The organism is Mesorhizobium sp. CNPSo 4671 (assembly GCF_057784245.1).
The window spans coordinates 164,781-186,325 of sequence record NZ_JBWLUW010000004.1 but is presented as its reverse complement, the minus strand read 5'-3'; the positions used below and the strand labels follow the sequence as shown (position 1 = coordinate 186,325).

24 protein-coding genes are annotated in these 21,545 nt (G+C 63.6%); 14 read left to right on the top strand and 10 right to left on the bottom strand.

The annotated features are described in order from the left end of the window. Window positions 1–24: 24 nt before the first annotated feature. The 3 genes from AC04SF_RS12975 (at window position 25) to AC04SF_RS12965 (ending at window position 2,758) form a co-directional block, all read left to right on the top strand. A complete protein-coding gene (locus tag AC04SF_RS12975; RefSeq protein ID WP_488478115.1) occupies window positions 25–1,116 on the top strand; it encodes a fatty acid desaturase family protein in 1,092 nt (363 codons plus the stop codon). A gap of 92 nt (window positions 1,117–1,208) precedes the next feature. After that, the gene (locus AC04SF_RS12970; RefSeq protein ID WP_096452689.1) at window positions 1,209–1,523 is read left to right on the top strand and encodes a Rieske (2Fe-2S) protein; all 315 of its coding nucleotides are present in this window, start codon (window positions 1,209–1,211) and stop codon (window positions 1,521–1,523) included. After that, window positions 1,523–2,758, top strand: coding sequence for an NAD(P)/FAD-dependent oxidoreductase (locus tag AC04SF_RS12965; RefSeq protein ID WP_488478114.1), 1,236 nt, complete (start codon window positions 1,523–1,525; stop codon window positions 2,756–2,758). The genes AC04SF_RS12970 and AC04SF_RS12965 overlap by 1 nt, the downstream gene beginning before the upstream one ends. A gap of 6 nt (window positions 2,759–2,764) precedes the next feature. Here AC04SF_RS12965 and AC04SF_RS12960 read toward each other — a convergent pair whose 3' ends face one another. The 5 genes from AC04SF_RS12960 to hslV all read right to left on the bottom strand — a co-directional run bounded on the left by AC04SF_RS12960 (window position 2,765) and on the right by hslV (window position 6,935). Next, the gene (locus AC04SF_RS12960; RefSeq protein ID WP_488478113.1) at window positions 2,765–3,724 is read right to left on the bottom strand and encodes a DUF1402 family protein; all 960 of its coding nucleotides are present in this window, start codon (window positions 3,722–3,724) and stop codon (window positions 2,765–2,767) included. Between the two features lie 173 nt (window positions 3,725–3,897). Further along, window positions 3,898–5,208: an ATP-dependent protease ATPase subunit HslU gene (hslU, locus tag AC04SF_RS12955; protein ID WP_488478112.1), complete on the bottom strand. Its 1,311-nt coding sequence runs from the start codon at window positions 5,206–5,208 to the stop codon at window positions 3,898–3,900. A gap of 2 nt (window positions 5,209–5,210) precedes the next feature. Beyond that, on the bottom strand, window positions 5,211–5,810 hold the full coding sequence (locus AC04SF_RS12950) for a DUF2585 domain-containing protein (protein WP_488478111.1): 600 nt from the start codon (window positions 5,808–5,810) through the stop codon (window positions 5,211–5,213). Window positions 5,811–5,814: 4 nt separating this feature from the next. Continuing rightward, a complete protein-coding gene (locus AC04SF_RS12945) occupies window positions 5,815–6,333 on the bottom strand; it encodes a GNAT family N-acetyltransferase (protein WP_488478110.1) in 519 nt (172 codons plus the stop codon). A 50-nt stretch (window positions 6,334–6,383) separates the two neighbouring features. Further along, window positions 6,384–6,935, bottom strand: a complete 552-nt coding sequence (gene hslV / locus AC04SF_RS12940; protein WP_115141365.1) for an ATP-dependent protease subunit HslV — start codon at window positions 6,933–6,935, stop codon at window positions 6,384–6,386. Between the two features lie 241 nt (window positions 6,936–7,176). On the opposite strand from hslV, the gene hisB reads away from it, so the two are divergent. The 9 genes from hisB to coaA are packed head-to-tail and all read left to right on the top strand — an operon-like array spanning window position 7,177 to window position 12,917. Continuing rightward, complete coding sequence (hisB, locus tag AC04SF_RS12935) at window positions 7,177–7,776, top strand: imidazoleglycerol-phosphate dehydratase HisB (protein ID WP_010912875.1); 600 nt, start codon at window positions 7,177–7,179, stop codon at window positions 7,774–7,776. A 3-nt stretch (window positions 7,777–7,779) separates the two neighbouring features. Continuing rightward, window positions 7,780–8,256 (top strand): DUF2628 domain-containing protein, encoded by a 477-nt coding sequence (locus tag AC04SF_RS12930; RefSeq protein WP_488478109.1) that lies wholly within the window; start codon window positions 7,780–7,782, stop codon window positions 8,254–8,256. 1 nt (window position 8,257) lies between these two features. Continuing rightward, window positions 8,258–8,908 (top strand): imidazole glycerol phosphate synthase subunit HisH, encoded by a 651-nt coding sequence (gene hisH / locus AC04SF_RS12925; protein WP_488478108.1) that lies wholly within the window; start codon window positions 8,258–8,260, stop codon window positions 8,906–8,908. Window positions 8,909–8,911: 3 nt separating this feature from the next. Beyond that, window positions 8,912–9,202, top strand: coding sequence for a DUF1330 domain-containing protein (locus AC04SF_RS12920; protein WP_488478107.1), 291 nt, complete (start codon window positions 8,912–8,914; stop codon window positions 9,200–9,202). Then, complete coding sequence (hisA, locus tag AC04SF_RS12915) at window positions 9,203–9,952, top strand: 1-(5-phosphoribosyl)-5-[(5-phosphoribosylamino)methylideneamino]imidazole-4-carboxamide isomerase (protein ID WP_488478106.1); 750 nt, start codon at window positions 9,203–9,205, stop codon at window positions 9,950–9,952. Continuing rightward, window positions 9,949–10,785, top strand: coding sequence for an arginase family protein (locus AC04SF_RS12910; RefSeq protein ID WP_488478105.1), 837 nt, complete (start codon window positions 9,949–9,951; stop codon window positions 10,783–10,785). Before hisA ends, AC04SF_RS12910 begins: the two co-directional genes overlap by 4 nt. Further along, a complete protein-coding gene (hisF, locus tag AC04SF_RS12905; protein ID WP_488478596.1) occupies window positions 10,782–11,576 on the top strand; it encodes an imidazole glycerol phosphate synthase subunit HisF in 795 nt (264 codons plus the stop codon). The genes AC04SF_RS12910 and hisF overlap by 4 nt, the downstream gene beginning before the upstream one ends. Window positions 11,577–11,609: 33 nt before the next feature. Continuing rightward, the gene (locus AC04SF_RS12900) at window positions 11,610–11,933 is read left to right on the top strand and encodes a phosphoribosyl-ATP diphosphatase (RefSeq protein WP_488478104.1); all 324 of its coding nucleotides are present in this window, start codon (window positions 11,610–11,612) and stop codon (window positions 11,931–11,933) included. Window positions 11,934–11,957: 24 nt separating this feature from the next. Beyond that, window positions 11,958–12,917 (top strand): type I pantothenate kinase, encoded by a 960-nt coding sequence (coaA, locus tag AC04SF_RS12895; RefSeq protein ID WP_488478103.1) that lies wholly within the window; start codon window positions 11,958–11,960, stop codon window positions 12,915–12,917. 38 nt (window positions 12,918–12,955) lie between these two features. On the opposite strand, the gene AC04SF_RS12890 is transcribed toward coaA, so the two are convergent. The 4 genes from AC04SF_RS12890 to AC04SF_RS12875 all read right to left on the bottom strand — a co-directional run bounded on the left by AC04SF_RS12890 (window position 12,956) and on the right by AC04SF_RS12875 (window position 17,473). Continuing rightward, the gene (locus AC04SF_RS12890) at window positions 12,956–14,497 is read right to left on the bottom strand and encodes a DegQ family serine endoprotease (RefSeq protein WP_488478102.1); all 1,542 of its coding nucleotides are present in this window, start codon (window positions 14,495–14,497) and stop codon (window positions 12,956–12,958) included. 197 nt (window positions 14,498–14,694) lie between these two features. After that, window positions 14,695–15,414, bottom strand: coding sequence for an MBL fold metallo-hydrolase (locus AC04SF_RS12885; protein ID WP_488478595.1), 720 nt, complete (start codon window positions 15,412–15,414; stop codon window positions 14,695–14,697). Window positions 15,415–15,449: 35 nt separating this feature from the next. After that, window positions 15,450–16,616, bottom strand: coding sequence for a diphosphate--fructose-6-phosphate 1-phosphotransferase (locus AC04SF_RS12880; protein WP_096452713.1), 1,167 nt, complete (start codon window positions 16,614–16,616; stop codon window positions 15,450–15,452). Between the two features lie 86 nt (window positions 16,617–16,702). After that, the gene (locus AC04SF_RS12875; RefSeq protein ID WP_488478101.1) at window positions 16,703–17,473 is read right to left on the bottom strand and encodes a L,D-transpeptidase; all 771 of its coding nucleotides are present in this window, start codon (window positions 17,471–17,473) and stop codon (window positions 16,703–16,705) included. A gap of 239 nt (window positions 17,474–17,712) precedes the next feature. Here AC04SF_RS12875 and AC04SF_RS12870 point away from each other — a divergent pair, with 239 nt between their 5' ends. Further along, window positions 17,713–17,835: a hypothetical protein gene (locus tag AC04SF_RS12870; protein ID WP_488478100.1), complete on the top strand. Its 123-nt coding sequence runs from the start codon at window positions 17,713–17,715 to the stop codon at window positions 17,833–17,835. A gap of 149 nt (window positions 17,836–17,984) precedes the next feature. Beyond that, complete coding sequence (locus AC04SF_RS12865) at window positions 17,985–18,608, top strand: LysE family translocator (protein WP_488478099.1); 624 nt, start codon at window positions 17,985–17,987, stop codon at window positions 18,606–18,608. 51 nt (window positions 18,609–18,659) lie between these two features. Here AC04SF_RS12865 and AC04SF_RS12860 read toward each other — a convergent pair whose 3' ends face one another. Continuing rightward, complete coding sequence (locus AC04SF_RS12860) at window positions 18,660–21,506, bottom strand: autotransporter family protein (protein ID WP_488478098.1); 2,847 nt, start codon at window positions 21,504–21,506, stop codon at window positions 18,660–18,662. Between the last annotated feature and the right edge of the window lie 39 nt (window positions 21,507–21,545).

Below are 21,545 nucleotides of genomic sequence, written 5' to 3'. Positions count from 1 at the left end.
GGTGCCTTGCCGAGGGAGGCAATCATGACCGCAGCGCCGTCCCGGCGTGACTACAGCCTGATCGGCCGCGACGCCAAGCTCGCCGTGGAAAACGGCCTGTCGGCGGCCGAGTGGTATCACACCGACATTCCCCGCAAGCAGATGAAGGAGCTGATGCAGCGCTCCGACGGCCCGGCGATCCGCGACACCGCCATCTGGCTCGCCGCCCTCCTCGTCAGCGGCGCCGGCGGCGCCTGGTTCTGGGGTACGTGGTGGTGCGTGCCGTTCTTCTTCGTTTATGGCGTCCTCTACGGCTCGTCGACGGATTCACGCTGGCACGAATGCGGCCACGGCACGGCGTTCCGGACGCAGTGGATGAATGATGCGGTCTATCAGATCGCCTGTTTCATGATCATGCGCAACCCGGTGACCTGGCGCTGGAGCCACACGCGCCATCACACCGACACCATCATCGTCGGCCGCGACCCGGAAATCTCGGTCATGCGGCCGCCGGACCTGGTGCGCGCGCTCCTCGGCTTTGTCGGTGTAACAGATGCCTGGCATGCTATGTCGGACATGCTGCGAAACGCCGCCGGCAACATCAGCGCGGCCGAAAAGACTTTCATTCCCGAGCAGGAGCAGCCCAAGGCGATGCGCATTGCCCGCATCTGGACCGCGATCTATGCCGCAACCATCGCGCTGGCGCTCTACACCAGCTCGTTCCTGCCCTTGATGCTGGTTGGCCTGCCCAGGCTCTATGGTGCCTGGCATCACGTCATGGTCGGCCTGCTGCAGCATGGCGGCCTCGCCGACAATGTCATCGACCATCGGCTGAACAGCCGTACCGTCTACATGAACCCGGTCAGCCGCTTCATCTACTGGAACATGAACTATCACGTCGAGCATCACATGTTCCCGATGGTGCCCTACCATGCGCTGCCGAAGCTGCATGAACTGATCAAGCATGATTTGCCGGCGCCGACGCCGTCGATCCTGGCAGGCTACCGCGAGATGATCCCGGTTTTCCTCCGCCAGCTGCGCAACGAGGACTATTTCCTCAAGCGCGAACTGCCGCCGACCGCCAGGCCGTACCGCGAGGAATTCCACAGCGATGCCGTCGCCGTCGCGGCGGAATGATCGCGGCGATCCGATCTGGATCCTTTGTTTCAACGAAATTCCGGACGGAAAGCTGCTCGCACTTTTCCTGGAATTGCTTTTGGGAGGACTGAATGAGCGACTGGGTCGAGGCGTGTGCTGCCGATGACATCGATGAAGAGGATGTGATGCGCTTCGATCATGGCGGGCGCACCTTCGCCATCTATCGCAGCCCGGACGACGAATATTTCGCCACCGACGGGCTTTGCACGCATGAGAAGGTGCATCTCGCCGACGGGCTGGTGATGGACGACATCATCGAATGCCCCAAGCACAATGGCCGCTTCAACTACAAGACCGGCGCGGCCAGGGGCGCGCCGGTCTGCGTCAACCTGAAAACCTATCCGGTCAAGGTCGACGCCGGCAAAGTCCTCGTTCAGATCGGGTGATGGATATGGCGCGGGGAATGGTCATCATCGGCGCCGGCGAATGCGGCGGGCGGGCAGCCCTTGCGCTGCGCGATCTCGGCTATGACGGGCCGGTGACGCTGGTCGGCGACGAGCCGCATCTGCCCTACGAACGGCCGCCTCTGTCCAAGGAGGCGATGGCCAGCGACGCGCCGGAAATCAAGGCGATCGCCAGCGACGCGATCCTGACCGAGAAATCGATCCGGCATATCCGTTCCGTCCAGGCCGTTGCGATCGATCGTGCGGCGCATACGGTGCGCCTGTCGGACAGTTCGGTGCTGCCCTACGACAAGCTCCTGCTGGCCACCGGCTCGACCCCGCGCAAACTGCCGATGCCTGGCCTAGGCGCGCGCTGCGTCTACCTCAGAACTTTCGCCGATGCGCTGGCCATTCGCGCCCATCTCAGCGCCGGCAGCCGCATCGCCGTCATCGGCGGCGGTTTCATCGGCCTCGAACTTGCCGCCTCTGCCCGCAAGCTCGGCGCTACAGCTACCGTCATAGAGGCGCAGCCGCGCATCCTTATGCGCGGCGTTCCTGCCGAGATCGCTGAAATCATCCATCAAGCGCATGTCGCTGAAGGCGTCCACATACTATGCGGTGACGGCATCGCATCCATCGCCGATGACGGCAACGAGGTGCGCATAAGACTTGCCGGCGGGCGCGAAATATCAGCCGATCTCGCCATCATCGGCATTGGCGCCGTGCCGGTGACTGGGCTCGCCGCCGAAGCCGGCCTGACGATCGACAACGGCATTGCGGTCGATGCCGAACTGCGCAGCAGCGATCCCGACATCTTTGCCGCAGGCGACTGCTGTTCGTTCCCGCTTGCCGTCTATGGCGGCCGCCGTGTGCGGCTCGAAGCCTGGCGCAATGCGCAGGAACAGGGCGCGCTGGCCGCGAAAAACATGCTCGGCGCCGGCGAGACGCATGCGGCGGTGCCCTGGTTCTGGTCGGATCAGTATGGCCTGTCGCTGCAGATCGCAGGCCTTTCGGATGAAGGCAAAAGCACGGTTCGTCGCGATCTCGGTGACGGCGCCTTCATCCTCTTCCATCTGGCCGGGGACGGCAGGCTGGTGGCGGCCAGCGGCATTGGTCCCGGCAATGCGGTCGCCCGCGACATCAGGCTGGCCGAAATGCTGATCGGCAAGCATGCCAGGCCAGCACCGGAGGCACTGGGATCGCAGGCCGTCAAGCTGAAGTCGTTGCTGGCGGCCTGAAGCGCCCTAGAACAGCGCCTTCAGCTCCGGCAGCTTGTCGTTGACCAGCCAGCCGTAATAATTCTCCTCCGGCAATTTTTCCGGCTCGCCGGCGGCGCGGCGCTTGTCGTTTTCCGCCTTCAGCGCGTAGGCGCGCTGCTCCGGATTGCCGACATTGTAGAGCGTGGCAGTCAGCCCCGGATTGCCCGAAATGTCGAAGCCGGCAATGCTCTTATAGGCATCGATCGACTTCCTGATCGTCGCGGCGACGTAAGGAAGCGTCAGGTCGGGATCCATGATGGTTTTGTAGACCGAATTGGGGTCGCCGACGTCGAGCTTCGGCAGGCCCGACACCTTGTGCACGAGATCGCTCATCTGCAAGGCGGTCAAAGGGTTCAGCTGGCCGAGCCCAAAAGTCTGGCCGGCATAGTAGGGCTGGAAGAAGGTGGCGCCGAAGCGGTCGTCGGGAAAGTCCTCGCCGCCAACGCTCTTGCCGCGAAACGCATGGTTCCACACCTGTTCGCGGCATTCCCACAGATCATAGCTGTCGGACATCCCTGCGCACTTCTTGAATTCCGGTCGCTGCACGAAATCGGTGATGTCCTCGCCCTCATAGGCGAAGGACAGCTTGCTGGAGAGATAAGAGATCGCCTTGACGTAGTAGGTCTGCAGCCGGTCATAGGCGTCGACATTGTAGGTGTGCTCGCCGACGATGGCGCCGACGATGTGCATCGGATCGATGCCATAGGCGGACGCGGCCTTCTTGATCTTGCCGCGCAGATCGGGGTCGTTCTGCAGCAAGGCATAGACCTTGCGGTATTTCGCCTGGAAGGTGGTATTGGTCGCCTGCGTGCGCCGGCTCGAGGCGCCGGGGATGTCGGGCTGCTCAGCATTACGGTTTCCCGGCGGCACCAATGTCGCGGCATCGGCGGCGAACAGCGTCGCCGCCAGCGTCAAGCCGAGAAGGACCAGGATGAGTTTTTTCATGCGCCGCCGCCTGCAAATCTTGCGGGCAAACTAGGGTAATGCTCCGGGTTGAGTCGAGAGCGCCCCTTCACCCGGCAAGACGAAAGGTGGCCGGATGGTACCATCTGGCCACACATGGTTCTGTTCGCCGGAATATTGCCTAAGCCGGCGCCGGAATGACCCGCTACCGTCGTTTAAAGGATGAAACGCGACAAATCTGTGTTTCGCGACAGGTCGCCGACATGCTTTTCCACATAGGCGGCGTCGATGGTGACCGACGTGCCGTTGCGGTCGGGCGCGTCATACGAAATCTCGTCCAGCACCCGTTCCATCACCGTCTGCAGTCGCCTGGCGCCGATATTCTCGACGCTGTCATTGAGGTCGACAGCGATGCCGGCGAGCGAATCGATGGCGTCGTCGGTGAAAGTCAGATCGACGCCCTCGGTCTTCATCAGCGCGATATACTGTTTGATCAGGCTCGCTTCCGTCTCGGTCAGGATGCGGACGAAATCCTCCTTCTCCAAAGCGCGGAGCTCGACGCGGATCGGCAGGCGGCCCTGCAATTCCGGCAGCAGGTCGGACGGCTTCGAGACGTGGAACGCACCCGACGCGATGAACAGGATATGGTCCGTCTTCAACGGCCCGTATTTGGTCGCCACCGTCGTGCCTTCGACCAGCGGCAGCAGGTCACGCTGCACGCCTTCGCGCGAAGGCCCGCCGGAGATGTCGGATCTGGCCGCAATCTTGTCGATCTCGTCGAGGAAGACGATGCCGTCATTTTCCGTCGCGTCGAGCGCCCGGCGCACCACCTCGTCCTGGTCAAGCAGCTTGTCGGACTCGTCGCTGACCAGCAGATCGTAGGATTCCTTCACCGTCGTCTTGCGCGACTTGGTCTTCTTGCCGCCCATCGCCTTCGACAGCATGTCGTTGATGTTGAGCACGCCGATATTGGCGCCCGGCATGCCGGGGATCTCGAAGCCAGGCATGCCGCCATTGCCGGTGTCGGCCACTTCGATCTCGATTTCCTTGTCGTCGAGTTCGCCGTCGCGCAGCTTCTTGCGGAAAGAGTCACGCGTCGCCGGGCTGGCGGTCTTGCCGACCAACGCTTCCAGCACGCGTTCCTCGGCATTGATGTGGGCCCGCGCCTTCACATCCTCGCGCATCTTTTCGCGCACCAGGCCGATGGCGATCTCGACGAGGTCGCGGATGATCTGCTCGACATCGCGGCCGACATAGCCGACCTCGGTGAACTTGGTCGCCTCGACCTTGACGAAAGGCGCACCGGCCAGCCGCGCCAGGCGGCGCGAAATCTCGGTCTTGCCGACGCCGGTCGGCCCGATCATCAGGATGTTCTTCGGCATCACCTCTTCGCGCATCTGACCTACCAGCTGCTGGCGGCGCCAGCGGTTGCGCAAGGCGATGGCCACGGCGCGCTTGGCGTCCTTCTGGCCGATGATGAAGCGGTCGAGTTCGGAAACGATTTCGCGGGGAGAAAATGTCGTCATAGCTAAATTCCACTTTGCCACTGCTTGATGGCCTCGAACGGATGCAGCAGCATGATCACGTTGAGTGTCAGATTGTCCCGGATGAGATAGCCGGTACCCAGTTCGAAAAGGATGGCGAGGCTGACGATCACCCATATAGGTAGCCTTCGCGCCATCACAAATCCCAACACCATGGCCAGTGTGTCGGACACCGAATTGATGATGCTGTCGCCGTAATAATCGAGCGACATGGTGCCGGCGCGGTAGCGGTCGATGATGAACGGGCTGTTCTCCAGCAATTCCCAGCCGCCCTCGATGAGGACGGCGAAGGCCAGCCGCAAGCCGACCGGCGACCGCGGGAACAGGAACTTCGCCAGCGCGTAGAACAGGAAGCCGTGGATGATGTGCGAGAAGGTGTACCAGTCGGCAATGTGCTGGGAATTCTCCGAACTGTTCACCACGCCATGCCACAGTTTCACATAGCCGCAGGTGCAGATCGGTGTCCGGCCCATGCCATAGAGAGCCCCGGCCTGGAAGATGAGCAGGCCAAGGACGAGCAGAAGACCCATGCGCCAGCTGTCTTCATAGGCCGAATAGCCATCGTCCACGCCGGGTTTGCTCATCTGGTTATTCCCCCTCTTCATCATCGTCGGCATCGATCGCCATCAGCACGACGTCGCCATAGACCGATTGCCTGCGGTCTATGGCCCGGAATCCGGCCTTTTCATAGGCGCGGATGGCCCTGAGATTGGCCGGATCGGGGTCAATGATGACGCGGGGCACACCTTCCTCGAACAGATCTTCGACGAACTGGCGCACGATCGCCGAACCATGGCCGATGCCGACCAGCTCCGGCCGGCCGATCGACAAATCGATGCCGAGCGTGCCGAACGGTTGGTCGGCATAGGGATGGTCGTCTTCCAGATGCGGGTCGTAGCTCTGCAGATAGGCGATCGGCTTGCCGTCGAGTTCGACGATCAGCGGCTCGACCGAAATCGAGTCGATATGATCGCGAATCTCTGCGATTTCCATCTCCGGATCGTTCCACCACTCGGCGACATGCGGCTCGGCCAGCCAGCCGGCGATCATCGGCAGGTCTTTTTCAGTCACCGGCCGAAAATCGTAGCTAGCTTCCTGTTTGGCCATGATCTCTTCCGAAAACCGGGCGCCACTTTTCGGGATCATGACCGGCTTGCTCAGGCGGCATCGAGCGTTTCGACAATAAAATTGTTGTTGGTGTAGACGCAGATGTCGGAGGCGATCTGCATTGCCTTGCGGGCGATCTCCTCGGCGTCCTTGTCGGTGTCCATCAGCGCGCGCGCTGCCGCCAGAGCGTAATTGCCGCCTGAACCGATGGCCATGACGCCAAATTCGGGTTCGAGCACGTCGCCCGTGCCGGTCAGCGCCAGCGAGACCGACTTGTCGGCCACCAGCATCATCGCTTCCAGCCGGCGCAGATAGCGGTCGGTGCGCCAGTCCTTGGCGAGCTCGACGCAAGCGCGCGTCAACTGGTCGGGATATTGTTCAAGCTTGGCTTCCAGCCGCTCCAGCAGCGTGAAGGCGTCGGCGGTGGCGCCGGCGAAACCGGCAATCACATTACCGCCCTTGCCGATGCGGCGAACCTTGCGGGCATTGCCCTTCATGATGGTCTGGCCAAGGCTGACCTGGCCGTCGCCGGCGATCACCACCTTGTTGCCCTTGCGCACCGTCACGATGGTCGTGGCGTGCATGGTCAGATTATCAGACATTTATTGGCTCCGATTCGCGCGATCCCAAAAGGCGATTGGCGCGGTACGAGTGATTTTATCGGCCATATGTATGCATGGGACCCATGATTGCAAATCGCCTCTCCGGCAAGGCCGATACCTATGTGCGAGGCAACTGGCAATCGCCGGATCATGCTGATAGAAGGCATTCGTTTTCAAGCCCGCGAGCGCTTGAAGCCTGTGAACCGGTCACCATGTGAACCGCTGGGACAAGGATAGAGTGATGGCGCCCCGATCCGCCGAAGCCAGCCGCAAGACCAAGGAAACCGACATCTCGGTGTCGGTCCATGTCGACGGCTCGGGCAAATCCGATATCGCCACGGGCGTCGGCTTCTTCGATCATATGCTGGACCAGCTTTCGCGCCATTCGCTGATCGACATGACGGTCAGGGCCAAGGGCGACCTGCACATAGACGACCATCACACGGTCGAGGACACCGGCATCGCGCTTGGCCAGGCCTTGACCAAGGCGCTCGGCGAGCGGCGCGGCATCATGCGCTATGCCTCGATCGACCTTGCCATGGACGAGACGCTGACGCGCGCCGCGATCGACGTGTCCGGCCGGCCTTTCCTGGTCTGGAACGTGTCCTTTTCGTCGCCCAAGATCGGCACCTTCGACACCGAACTGGTGCGGGAATTCTTCCAGGCGCTGGCCCAGAATGCCGGCATCACGCTGCATGTCACCAACCACTATGGCGCCAACAACCACCACATCGCCGAAACCTGTTTCAAGGCGGTGGCGCGCGCGCTACGCGCGGCACTCGAGCCCGACCCGCGCCAGCCGGACGCGGTTCCCTCCACCAAGGGATCGTTGAAGGGATAGGCCATGGCCACCTATGTCGTGATGGAACCGCCCGGCCGCAGTGAGAAGGTCGACACAACGGCCTTTATCCGTGACGGCTTCACCTGGCTCGGCCTGCTGGTGCCGCCGCTGTGGCTCGCCTGGCACCGGCTGTGGATCGAAGCAGGACTTGCCTTCATCGTCATGAGCCTGCTCTCGATGGCTGGCCAGGAACTTGGGCTCGGATTGGCCAGTTCGCTGCTGTCGCTGCTGGTATCGCTCTATGTCGGCCTCGAAGGGCAGGGGTTGCGTATCGCGGCGCTACGCCGGCGCGGCTGGCATGAATGGGGCGTGGTTCAGGCCGGCCGGCTCGACGATGCCGACATCCGCTATGCGCTGGAGGTCGAGGGGCATGCCGAGGAGAACACTCCCGCGCCGCGCATCGTTCCGGATGCTGCCCTGGCGCGCCCGGCGCAGCCGGGCATGGCGCTGGGCCTGACCCACATACCGGGACGGCGCTGACATGCGGGTAGCAATCATCGACTACGGTTCGGGCAATCTACGCTCGGCCACCAAGGCCTTCGAGCGCGCCGCGCGCGAAGCCAGCATATCGGCTGAAATCGACCTGACCGCCGATGCCGACCGGGTGCGCAGCGCCGACCGCATCGTCCTGCCGGGCGTCGGCGCCTATGCCGACTGCGCGGCAGGCCTGCGCGCCGTCGACGGCATGTGGGAAGCGGTCGAGGATGTCGCCATCGCCAAGGGCCGGCCCTTCCTTGGCATCTGCGTCGGCATGCAACTGATGTCGCAGCGCGGCCTGGAAAAGACTGTCACCCATGGCTTTGGCTGGATATCCGGCGACGTCAAGGAGATCACGCCGGCCGATCCGGCGCTGAAGATCCCGCAGATCGGCTGGAACACGATCGAACTCAGGCGCCAGCACCCGCTGTTTGCCGGCATCCCGACCGGCCCGGCGGGGCTGCACGCCTATTTCGTCCATTCCTACCATCTCGATGCGACGAAGCCGGACGAGGTTCTGGCTGAAGCCGACTATGGCGGCCCGGTAACGGCCACCGTCGCCCGCGACAATCTGGTCGGCACGCAGTTCCATCCAGAGAAGAGCCAGGCGCTGGGGCTGGCGCTGATCACCAATTTTCTGCGTTGGAGGCCCTAGATCATGAGCAAGAAGGGCTACTGGGTGGTTATGCTGACAGTGACCGACGTAGAGGGTTACCAGCACTATCGTGACGCCATCGGCGATGCCATTTCGAACTTTGGCGGTCGCTACCTAGTGCGCGGCGGACAGGTCACGAACCCCGAAGGATCCGATTTTGGCAGGCATGTGGTGGTCGAGTTCGACTCCTATGAAACGGCCCTCAACTGCTACCGGTCGAAGGCTTACCAGACGGCGTTGCAGCATCGATTGGCGGCTTCAACCGGTCATTTCGCGATCGTCGAGGGTGCCTAGATGATCCTGTTTCCTGCCATCGACCTCAAGGACGGCCAATGCGTGCGCCTGAAGCACGGCGACATGGCGACCGCGACCATCTACAACGATGACCCCGCCGCGCAGGCAAAAGCCTTCGAGGATCAGGGCTTCGAATGGCTGCACGTCGTCGACCTCAACGGCGCCTTCAAGGGCCAGAGCGTCAACAGTGCTGCCGTCGGCGCCATCCTCAAGGCGACGAAGAACCCGGTGCAGCTCGGCGGCGGCATCCGCACGCTGGAGCAGATCGAGGACTGGCTCGACCGCGGCCTCGCCCGGGTCATCCTTGGCACGGTGGCGGTGCGCGATCCCGATCTGGTCAGGCAGGCCTGCAAGGCTTTCCCGGGCAAGGTGGCCGTCGGCATCGACGCCAAGGGCGGCAAGGTGGCGGTCGAGGGCTGGGCCGAGGCGTCGAGCCTCGGCGTCATCGAACTGGCGAGGAAATTCGAGGGCGCCGGCGTCGCCGCCATCATTTACACCGACATCGACCGCGACGGCGTGCTGACCGGCATCAACTGGGACGCCACCATCGACCTCGCCGAGGCGGTGTCGATCCCGGTCATCGCTTCGGGCGGCCTCGCCTCTATCGCCGACATCGTGCGCATGACCATGCCCGACGCGCAAAAGCTCGAAGGCGCCATCTCGGGCCGCGCGCTCTATGACGGCCGCATCGACCCGGCCGAGGCGCTGGCGATCCTGCAGGGCCGGCCGGCGGCGGAGGCGAAAACGTGAAGATTACCATCATCCTGGCCTCCTATGACAGCGGCCACTATCATGGCGGCATGGGCCAGGGCCCGGATGCGCTGATTGCAGGCGGTCTGGTCGACGCCCTGACCATCGCCGGCCACGACGTCGCGGTCGAGGATATCGGCAGGGTCGGCCCCGACCAGGAGCGCGAGATCGCCACCGGTTTTGCCGTCTGCAACGCCGTCTCGGGCGAGGTCCGCATTGCCATCGACAGGGGGCGTTTTCCCATTGTGCTGGCCGGAAACTGCCTGACATCGGCCGGCGCGGTCGCCGGTGCGGGCGCCGATGCGATCATCTGGGCCGACCAGCATGGCGACCTCAACACGCCCGAGACCTCCATATATGGCTTTCTCGACGGCATGGCGCTCGCGACCGTGCTTGGCCTGTGCTGGCGCCCGATGGCATCAGCCATTCCCGGCTTCAAGCCCATCGATCCGTCGCGCTGTGTGCTCCTAAACGCCCGCGATCTCGATCCGGCCGAGACAAAACTCCTCGAGACCTTGCCGGTGATCCGTACCGAATGCCCCGGCGTGGGACCGGCAACCGCAAAGCTGAGGGCCGCCGGCGCCAAGAACGTGCACATGCATCTCGATCTCGACGTGCACGACCCCAAGGAGCTGCAGGCCAACCGCTACGTCACGTCAGGGGGGCCGAGCCCCGAACAGTTGCGCGACGCGGCCTGTGCCATGGCGCTTGCGGTGCCGGTCGTCGGCATCACCGTTTCCGCTTACGATCCGGCTTTCGACGCGCAGGCCGAGGTGCCGCCGCGGGTCGGCCAACTGCTCAACGATCTCATCGCCACGATAGAGGGCCGCTGATGCTGAAAGCCCGCGTCATCCCTTGCCTCGACGTCAAGGACGGCCGTGTCGTCAAGGGCGTCAATTTCGTCGACCTCATCGACGCCGGCGACCCGGTCGAGGCTGCCAAGGCCTATGACGCCGCCGGAGCCGACGAGCTCTGCTTTCTCGACATCACCGCCTCGTCCGACAACCGTGAAACCATTTTCGATGTCATCGCCCGCACCGCCGAACAGTGCTTCATGCCGCTGACCGTCGGCGGCGGCGTGCGCCAGGTCGCCGACATCAGGAAGCTGCTTTTGGCCGGCGCCGACAAGGTGTCGATCAACACGGCGGCGGTGAAGAACCCGGATTTCGTCGCCGAAGCCGCCGACAAGTTCGGCAACCAGTGCATCGTCGTCGCCATCGACGCCAAGAAGGTCTCCGGTGCCGGCGAGGCTGATCGCTGGGAGATCTTCACCCATGGCGGGCGCGAGAAGACTGGCATCGACGCGGTCGAATTCGCCCGCAAGATGGTCGATCGCGGCGCCGGCGAGATCCTGCTGACTTCGATGGACCGCGACGGCACCAAGGCCGGCTACGACATCGCGCTGACGCGTGCGATCGCTGATGCGGTGCGCGCTCCGGTCATCGCTTCGGGCGGCGTCGGCACGCTGGATCACCTGGTCGAAGGCATTCGCGACGGCCATGCCGGCGCGGTGCTGGCGGCCTCGATCTTCCATTTCGGCACCTACACCATAGCACAGGCCAAGGCGCACATGGCCGCCGCGGGGCTGCCGATGCGGCTGGACTCCTCGGGCGATCGGCCCTAGAGCCTGTCCGGCTAAGAAAAGGGCCCAGGCGCCATGGCTGAATTTTCGTTCTCCGATCTGGAGACAATCATCAGGGACCGCGCCCATTCCGGCGACCCGGACTCCTGGACCGCGAAGCTGTTCGCGCGCGGCATCGACAAGGCGGCCCAGAAGCTTGGCGAGGAGGCGGTCGAGACGGTGATTGCCGCCGTCAAGGGCGACAGACAGGGCCTCGTTTCCGAAAGTGCCGATCTTATATATCATTGGCTTGTCGTTCTCGGCCTCTCGGGTGTTCCGTTGAGCGACGTGCTCAACGAGCTCGAAGGCCGCACCGGGCGTTCGGGCATCGCCGAGAAGGCGTCACGGCCCAAGGGCTGACCGCGAGGGAGGGCAGGTATCTCGATGGATCAGCTCGCGCCAACCGAGAAATATTCCCCCTTTCGTTTCTTCTCCGCCGAGCAATGGTCGCGATTCCGCGCCGACACGCCGCTGACGCTGAGCGAGGACGAGTTCCGCCGGCTGCGATCGCTCAACGATCCGGTCGACCTCGAGGAGGTCAAGCGCATCTACCTGTCGCTGTCGCGGCTGCTGTCCGCCCATGTCGAGGCGAGCCAGCTTCTGTTTCGGCAGCGCCAGGCCTTCTTCAACGCCGTCGATATCGTCAAAACGCCGTTCATCATCGGCATTGCAGGCTCCGTCGCGGTCGGCAAATCGACCACCGCGCGCGTGCTGAAGGAGCTTCTGGCTCGTTGGCCGTCGAGCCCCAAGGTCGATCTCATCACCACCGACGGTTTTCTGCTGCCCAATGAGGTTCTGCGCCGTGAAAACCTGATGGAGCGCAAGGGTTTTCCCGACAGCTATGATGTCGGCGCGCTGCTGCGCTTCCTCTCGGGCATCAAGTCGGCGCTGCCCGATGTCCGCGCGCCGGTCTATTCGCACCTCACCTATGACGTCATTCCCGGCGAGTTCGTCACTATCGACCGACCTGATATCCTGATCTTCGAAGGCATCAATGTCCTGCAGCCGGGCAAGCTGCCGCAGGACGGCAAGATCGTGCCCTTCCTGTCCGACTTTTTCGACTTCGCGATCTATATCGATGCCGACGAGAAGCTGATCCACGAATGGTACATTTCGCGCTTCATGCGGCTGCGCGAGACCGCCTTCCGGAATCCGGACTCGTTCTTCCACCGCTACTCGCAGCTCTCGGAGGAAGCGGCGCGCGCCATCGCCGAAGGCCTGTGGACCAACATCAATCTGAAGAATTTGCGCGAAAACATCCTGCCGACGCGCGCCCGCGCCGACCTCATCCTGCGCAAGGGCGCCGACCATCTGGTCGAAGAAGTGGCGCTGCGCAAGCTCTAGCCCCGTCACCGGCAGGCTCGCCACATCGGCACAGCGCCTCAGCTATTGGCGAATGGTACGGCGACATAGATCTGGCCGCCGTCGCGTTCGACAAGCAGCAGCACCGACTTGCGGCCCGACTTGCTGGCTTGCGCGATCGCCTGCGTGACCTGCTTGGCGCTCTTTACCGGAGCCTGGTTGACGGCAACGATGATATCGCCGGGCTGGATGCCGGCAGCGGCCGCCGCCTTGTCGGGATTGACGCGCGCAACCAACGCGCCATGCTCGTTCTCGGCGAGGTTCATTTGCTGGCGAATGTCTGATGTGAGGTCCATCAAGCCAAGGCCGATCGCCGGCGCGCGGGAGCCCTGTTCGGTGCTCGGCGTGCCGGAATTATCGGTCGATGCCGTCTTCACATCGTCGCTGTTTTGCCCGACGTCGACGGAAATCTGCATCGCCTTGCCCTTGCGCCAGACATCCAACGTCTCCTTGGCGCCAGGCGCGACATCGGCGACGGCGCGCGACAGATCCTTGGGATCCTTCACGTCCTGTCCGGCGAAGCCGGTGATGACGTCGCCGGTTTCGACGCCGGCACTCGCCGCCGGCGAGCTGTCATTGACCTTGGAAACCAGTGCGCCACCGGCATGATCGAGCCCGATGGCGCTTGCCACGTCAGGCGTCACCGGCTGGATTTCGACGCCGAGATAACCGTACTGGATCGAACCGTCCTTCATCAGCTTGGCGACGACCTTTTGCGCCTGGTCGGACGGAATGGCGAAGCCGACGCCGACACTGCCGCCATTGGGCGAATAGATCGCCGTGTTGATGCCGACGACATTGCCGTTCACATCCACCAGCGGGCCGCCGGAATTGCCGTGGTTGATCGGCGCGTCGATCTGGATGAAATCGTCAAACGGCCCGCTATGCAGGTCGCGGCCGCGCGCCGAAACGATGCCGGCCGTCACCGTGGTGCCGATGCCGAACGGATTGCCGATCGCCAGCACCTGGTCGCCGGTCATAAGCTTGTCGGAATCGCCCCATTTGACCGTCGGCAATGACTTGTCGGTCTTGACCTTGAGCACGGCAAGGTCATTCTTGGCGTCGCGGCCGACAAGTTTGGCTGGAAGTTCGGTGCCGTCGTCGAGCGTCACCTTGATCGAGGAAGCGCCGTCGACAACGTGGTTGTTGGTGACGATGGTGCCGTCAGCATTGACTATGAAGCCGGAACCGAGTGCCTCGGCGCGTTGCGCCTGTTGCGGTGGCGTCTGCGGTGCCGGCATGCCCTGGTCACCGAAGAACTGACGGAAATATTGGTCGAACGGCGAGTTGCCGAGAGGCATCCCGTCATCGGCGCCTGCCGACTGTGCTTTCATGACGGTGGTAATCGTCACCACCGCAGGCTTGTCGGCCGCCACGATCGGCGCAAAGGAGCCGTTGGGGGCGGTGATACCGGCGACAGGGGTCTGGGTCGTCGCGACAATTTTGCTGACGCCGGTGCTGTTCGCGCTCTGGGCGAACGAGACGACGACGGGGGAGATGATCAGCGCAGCGCCCAGCAGGGCGGCGACGCGATGCCTACGAAGAATACCAAGAGGTGACATGGTCGTTCTGTCCGGGCGAGGGTTGATCTGGCGCCGCGGGCATCTTGGGAGGAAGCACCCGTCGGCGTGTCGACGACCGGATTGCCTGTCTCGCCGTACATGGCGGCCGGCCGGATCGACACCAGGGTATCTAGGGTGCCGATCGGCCCGAATTAGGGTTTTTGGGCGACCTTACGAAGATTTAATTCAGGGAACGCTTACGGATCGTCATGCCGGCGCAGATAATCCGTCGCGATCTCACGCATGCGCTTGCCGTCGAAACTCGGCCCGTGGCCGCCATGGCCGATGCGGATTGGCAGCTCGAGCAAGCGTCGCATGGTGCTGATATAGGCGGCACGGTCGGAATCCGGCAGGGAGTCGATCAACGTGTCGTCGTAGATGGCGTCGCCGCTGAAAAACAGCCCGTCGGTCTCGTCGAACAGCGCGATCGAATCCGGTGAATGCCCGGGCAGATGCAGGACGCGGAATTGCCGGTCGCCGAGATCGATCAAATCGCCCTCGTCGAGGGTCCGCGTCAGCGGCGCCGTTGGGATCTTGTAGTCGGCGGCTTTCCAGCCCGGCGCCGGTAGTTTCGAAACGGCGCCTTCGAGATCGTGGAACATCCAGGCGTAGGTCGCCGCCTCATCCATGCTCTCGAAATGCGCCGCACTCATCTTCGGCCCCGCCCGCCACGGAAATTCGTGCAGCGAGCCGACGTGATCGAGATGGATGTGCGTGGCAACAACCAGCAGCGGTTTGCCCCGAGGCATCTCGATCTCCGGCGCCAGCGGGCAGATGCCCATGCCGGTGTCGACCAGGAGGTCGGTGTCGCGGCCGCGCAGATGCCAGATATTGGCACGCACATACTCATGCACGAACGGCTCGGTCAGCATCGTCGTCCTGTCGTCGACGATGCTCTTGCTGAACCAGCCCGGCATCACAAGTGAGCCCGGCATCAGGTGTGAGCCTGACATCAAACGAACGGCTTCCCGACCTTGTACTTTTCCGGCACCAGCCGCTTGAGATAGGCCATGCCGGCCTCCGACAGTTGGTTGACGTCGGGTTTCATGAAATTATCCGGCATGTGGCGGGTCTTGCCGGCGACGTTTTTCAGCGGCACCTTCTTCAGCACGGTTTTCGTTCCGTCAAATTGCAGCGCCACCGAGCCGCCACCCTGTTCGGCGACGGAGACGGCGAAGGCGCCGGCATCGAATGCCTCCTGCGCGTCGACGGCGCTGATGGCGCCGACATAGCCGCGCGGCATGTAGCCGAGTGCGTCGACGCGGGCCCGCTTGCCCGGCAGCCCCTCGGCCAATGCACGTTCGAGTGCGGCCGGCAGGTCGCTGCCCGACAATTTGACGTTGCCATGCGCGTCGCGCTCGAGCTTTTCCGGCGGCACCAGGCTTTCGACCAGTGCCTTGCCGTCGGCGGTGCTCACCCCTTCCGACACGGCGACGATGCAGCGCTTGTGGCGGTCGAGCGTGGCGCGCACGTCGTCTATGAAACCGGCCGCGGAGAATGGTCGTTCCGGCACGTAGACCAGATGCGGTCCGCTGTCTGGATCGAGTTGCCAGGCCGCGGCGGCTGCGGTGAGAAAACCGGCATGCCGGCCCATGACGATGCCGACATAGATGCCGGGGAGCGCACGGAAATCGAGATCGACGGACAGGAAGGCGCCGGCGACGAACTCGGCCGCCGAGATGAAGCCCGGCGTGTGGTCGTTTTCCTCGAGATCATTGTCGATCGTCTTCGGCGCATGGACGAAAGCGATGGAGCCGCCGGCGGCATCGGTCAGGATCTGCTGCGTGCCCGACGTGTCGTTGCCGCCAATATAGATGAAGGCATCGGCGCCGGCTTTCTTCAGCCCGTTGAGGATCACGTCGCAATAGGCGGCATCCGGCTTGTCGCGCGTCGAGCCGAGCGCTGCACTCGGCGTTCCGGCAATCAGCCGCAGCCGGTCTTCCGGGATGGCGGAGAGGTCGACATAATTGCCGTCACGGATGCCGCGCACGCCATGGATGGAACCCAGCACCTTGGCGCCGGGATGCCGCTTACGGATCTCCAGCGTGGCACCGACCACAGTCTGGTTGATGACGGCGGTCGGGCCGCCGCCTTGCGCGATAACAAAAGTTCCGGCCATTCCTGACGTCTCCCGAGCGATGGTTTTCAAGGCACCTTGGCCTGTCTTGCCGCATCACGCAACGGGAGAAACAGAGGGATAAAGGATCACATGACGACGACCGGGTTTTTCTTCGAAACGCGGCTGTAGAGGTCGATAATGTCCTGGTTGATCAGGCGCACGCAGCCCGACGACATCGCCTGGCCGATGCTCCACCATTCGGGCGAGCCATGGATGCGGTAGCCAGTGTCCTTGCCGTCCTGGTAGATGTAGAGCGCGCGCGCCCCAAGCGGATTGGTGAGGCCGCCGGGCTGGCCGCCTTGCCACTTCACCAGTTCGGGCTTGCGCTGGATCATTTCCGGCGGCGGCGTCCAGGTAGGCCATTCCTTGCCGTACTGGATGTTGGCGCGGCCGGACCAGCGGAAGCCGTCCTTGCCGATGCCGACGCCATAGCGGATGGCGTCACCACCCGGCTGGACGAGATAGAGCATGCGCTCCTTGAGGTGGACCACGATGGTGCCGGGCGCCTCGCCGGTGGTGTCGACGACGATCTGGCGGCGGAATTCCGGCTTGACCTTCAGGTACGGCACCTCAGGCACGTTGAAGCCGTTGTCCGTCAAAGCGGCATACATGACATCAGCGCTGGTGATGTTCTTGTCGACGCTGATCGCGGGCCGCATCGGCGGAACTGAACCGGTGACCGTATTGTCGAGCTGGAGCGCCGGCATACCGCCGTCACCCGAGGTCGAACAGCCGGCGGCGCTGAGCAGTGCCAGCGCGCCTGCTCCGGACAGGATGGCGCGGCGGGAAAGAACATGATCGGTATCGATTGCGTCGCCGTTTCGTGGCGGCGTCAGACCTTGCGGCAACTCACGCATATACCCAAACCCTACGCTGTCGGCGGGAAGCACGGTCCGGCCGGATAGTGGGCATTTTCATCATTCATGGTTGATAAAGCGTGAATGCCTTGCGCCGCCTGCATTGCGCCTTGCCTGGCAGTCTCGGGCCGTCGCGAATGATGCGCCAACCGGGCGCTCCTGCACAAAAAGACCCAGTTCGGGTCATAATCCCGGCACCGGTCTCTCCTACCCCATCAGGCGATCAGCGAGGGGCCTCCATGTGCAAGACGTTAAAAACCGACATCACGCTTTTTGCCGCTGCCATTGCCGCGGTCGCATTGGTTTTCGGTGCCGATGTCAGCCTGGCCGATATCGTGAGCACGCTGGGTGGCGCGAACTGACGCCGACCTGCCTTTGGCGCAATTGATATCGCGGCAATTCCGGCGCGGCGGGTTGCCTTCCGGAATTGCGTAAAAAACAAAAATCAGGCCTCTTTACATTCTCCCTGGGCTGAGGATTTATCCTTTTCCTTAACCCAAGGGAGACAGATATGTCCTTCGAGAACTGGGCCGCTTTCGCCGCCGCGTCGACCATCCTCCTCATCATTCCGGGTCCGACCATCCTGCTGGTCGTGTCCTATGCGCTGGGCCAGGGCTGGCGCACCGCCCTGCCGATGGCGGTCGGCGTGGCGTTGGGCGACTTCACCGCCATGACCTTGTCGATGCTCGGCATCGGCGCGCTGCTCGCCGCTTCGGCTGGTGTCTTCACCATCCTGAAGCTGATCGGCGCCGGCTATCTGATCTATCTCGGCGTAAAGCTGTTCCGCGCCGGCGACGCGCTGAAGGCAGAACCGCGAACCGATGCGGTATCCTCGGCCAAGATGATGGCGCATGCTTGGCTGGTCACCGCGCTCAACCCGAAAAGCATCACCTTCTTCGTCGCCTTCCTGCCGCAGTTCCTCGACCGGCATGCCAATTTCTGGACGCAGATGCTGATCTTCGAGACGACCTTCCTGGCGCTCGCCTTCGCCAATGCCTTCGGCTATGCGCTGGTCGCGGCACGCGCCCGCAATGTCGTGCGCAATCCCAAGGCAATCCGCATCTTCAACCGCACCGGCGGCACGCTGCTGGTCGGCGCTGGCATCGCCACAGTGGCGATGCGTTCGGGTAACTAGCCCGTCTATATTCGATCATCCGAAACCGGTTCCGGTTTCGGATGATCTGGTTCACCACTTGACGCTGATCCCGAGATTGCCCTCGAGGATGCGGCGCTTGTCGCCGCCGAGATTGGTCGTGTAGTCGCCGGTGGCAAAGAGGCTGACCTTGTCGGTCAGCTTGGCGACCACGCCGCCGCCGAACTCGAAGGAGGTCGACCGGCCCTCGGTCGAGATGTCGGTGGTGCCGAAATTGACATGGCTGGTGCCGCCGAAATCGTGCCAGATGTTGGCTTTGAGGTAAGGCTGCAGCGCCACGCCGTTGATGATGGTCTCGCCCTGCAGCCGCGCACCCAGCCGACCGCTGACGCTGTCGTCGGTGTCGAAGGAAACCGACGAGAAGCGGTCGTTGGTGTCGTCGAGCGACAGATGCTGCCAGACCAGTTGCGCCTGCGGTTCCAGCGTCCAGCCCTGCGCCAGCGCGATGGGATAGCCGCCTTCCAGCGAAGCGGTGACGCCTGTTCCGCCGACATCGATGCCGATGTCGCGCGACGACGTCGTGTCGCCGCCAAAAAAGGTGGCCATCAAGACACCGTCAACGTACCAGCCGCCCTGGCCGATGCGTGTCCAGTAACCACCGACGCTGGTGCCGCTGACATCGAGGCTGCCGACGGACAGATCGTTCCATCCCAGCGCCTGGCCGCGCACATCGCCCTTTATGCTGGCATAGGCTACGAACAGGCCGGCGCGATCGATCCCGCCTGAGGCGGTCTCGCGTCCGAACACGTCGAAGCCCGCCTGGAGGCCGAACAGCGTGCCGCCGAAGGAGGGCGACACCGTTCCCGACCAACCCATCTTGGCGTCCTGGCCAAAAATGCGGCCCCAGACCGGCGACAGCTCCGGGTCCGATAGCAGGCTTTGCTCACCCCGCCGTTCGTGGAACGTGCCGAGCGTCGTCATCGCCAGGTGCTCGGCCACCGGCGGCAAGGCCGAATAGACCGGCACCTCGATGCGGTAGAGTGGGATCACGGCTGCCTGCACCGCGGTCGCTCCCGGTGTCGGCGGCGTCGGCTGGACCGGCGGCGGACCGGGCAGCGTCGGCACCGGCAGCACGGGCGCCGCGGTCGGCACCACCGGCGGAGGTGGCGGCGGATCGGCGGGTGGCGCCGGCGGTGGTGGCGGTGGCGGCTCCGGTTCCGGGTCGCTGGCCTGCACCGGCGGTGTCGGATCGACCGGCGGGGTGTTGATGTCGCCCTCGGTCGGCGGTGGTGTCGGCGGCAGTTCCGAGGGCGGCGGTGGCGGCGGTTCCGCCGCGGGCGGTACCGGTTCCGGCGGCGGCGTGGGTTCGAGCGCCGGCGGGGCTGCCGCCGGCGTCGCCGGCGTGGTCAGCGTCGAGCGCAGGTACCAGTTTTCTTCGCTGCCGGCGCTGACGCCGCCCTTGAACAGGTAATATTCGAACGCGCCTGCGGCGACCGGCGCGTCGAGCGCGAAGGTCGTGGCGCCCGAGGTGGCGCCGTTGATGGACTGGACGACCATGATGCCGTCCTGCGCGGTCGCGGCCCCCGCGCCGCCGACATTGACCACTGAAATGCCGGTCGAGCCTGAGGCTGTGCCGCCCGACAGGACCAGCCTGTCGGATGCGGAGGAATCGTCACCGAGTTCGGTCTGGACAAGCAGCAGGCCACCGGCGCCGACATAATTGCCGGAGATCGTCAGCCGGTCGGTCGCGCCCGTGGTGCCGTTGGTCAGGTCGATCCGCCCGGCATTGGTGACCTGCGCCAGCTGGCCCGCTGTGAAGGCCTGGATCGCGGCGTTGAAGCCGCCGCCATAGAGCGTGCTCGAAGCATCGACGCTGAGCGAACCCGTGCCGGTGCCGCTGTCGCCGAGCACGAGATTGCCGTCGAGCGTCAGCTGTGTGTCGTTGGTGGCGCCGATGCTTTCCCAATTCTGAACCCGGCCGATCCCGTCCAGTTTGACGTTGTCGAAGGTCAGCGCATCGGTGCCGAGGCCGCCATTTATAGCATCCGTGCCGCCAAGATTGGCGTTGGTGAGGTTGCTAAGCTTGGCGGTATCATTGTCGGCGCCGAGATCGACCGCGCCGTAGATGATGCCGCCGCCATTCCAGACGAAACTGTCGGAACCAAAGCTCATCAGTACGTCGCCGCCGACGGTACCGCCGGTGATCGTGACGCTGTCATTGCCGCCGCTGACGCTGATGTTGCCACCGATCGTGCCGCCCGACAGGATGATGGTGTCCTGATCGAAGCCGGTAACGAGGTTGCGGTCGATGGTGCCGCCGGACATGTTGAAATAGTTCTTGTCGAGCTTCATGTTGACCCGGCCGATGCGGCCGCCGGTCATCACGGCACGATCGCCATCGTCGAAGAAGTCGACGATGCGCCCGCCTGTCATAGTGAATGTGTCTAGTCCGTCGCCCTGGTTGAGCGATCCGATCTGGCCACCGCTCATGTTGAAATCGTCGATGCCGGCGCCCTGTTGGACATTGCCGGTGACAGTGCCGCCGCCGATGGTGAAGAAATCCGTGCCGTCGCCCTGGTCGACCGTGCCGGTGATGGTGCCGGACTGCATGTTGATGCGGTCCGTGCCGGCGCCGAAGACGACGTTGCCGCTCACCTGCCCGGTGCCGCCGGCGGGAAAGGTCAGCGTATTGTCGCCGCTGGTATCGGTAAGACTGCCGCCCGAATCACCGCTGTCGCAGGTGAAGGTGGTATTCCCTGCCGACGGAATCAGCACGCAGGCCGCCAAGGCCGCGGAATTGGGCAGCAACGCAAATGCTGTAGCTGCAAGTAAGCTAATAAACCATGGATGGATTTGCCGCTGGCCTCGCCGCAACAAAGAAATCGAGTCACTAGCGTATTCCGAACAGCCGTTCGGACGCTGTATTTCAAAATGCCGCATCGCGTCCTCTCTCAGATCGCGATTACAAGCCCTTCGCCG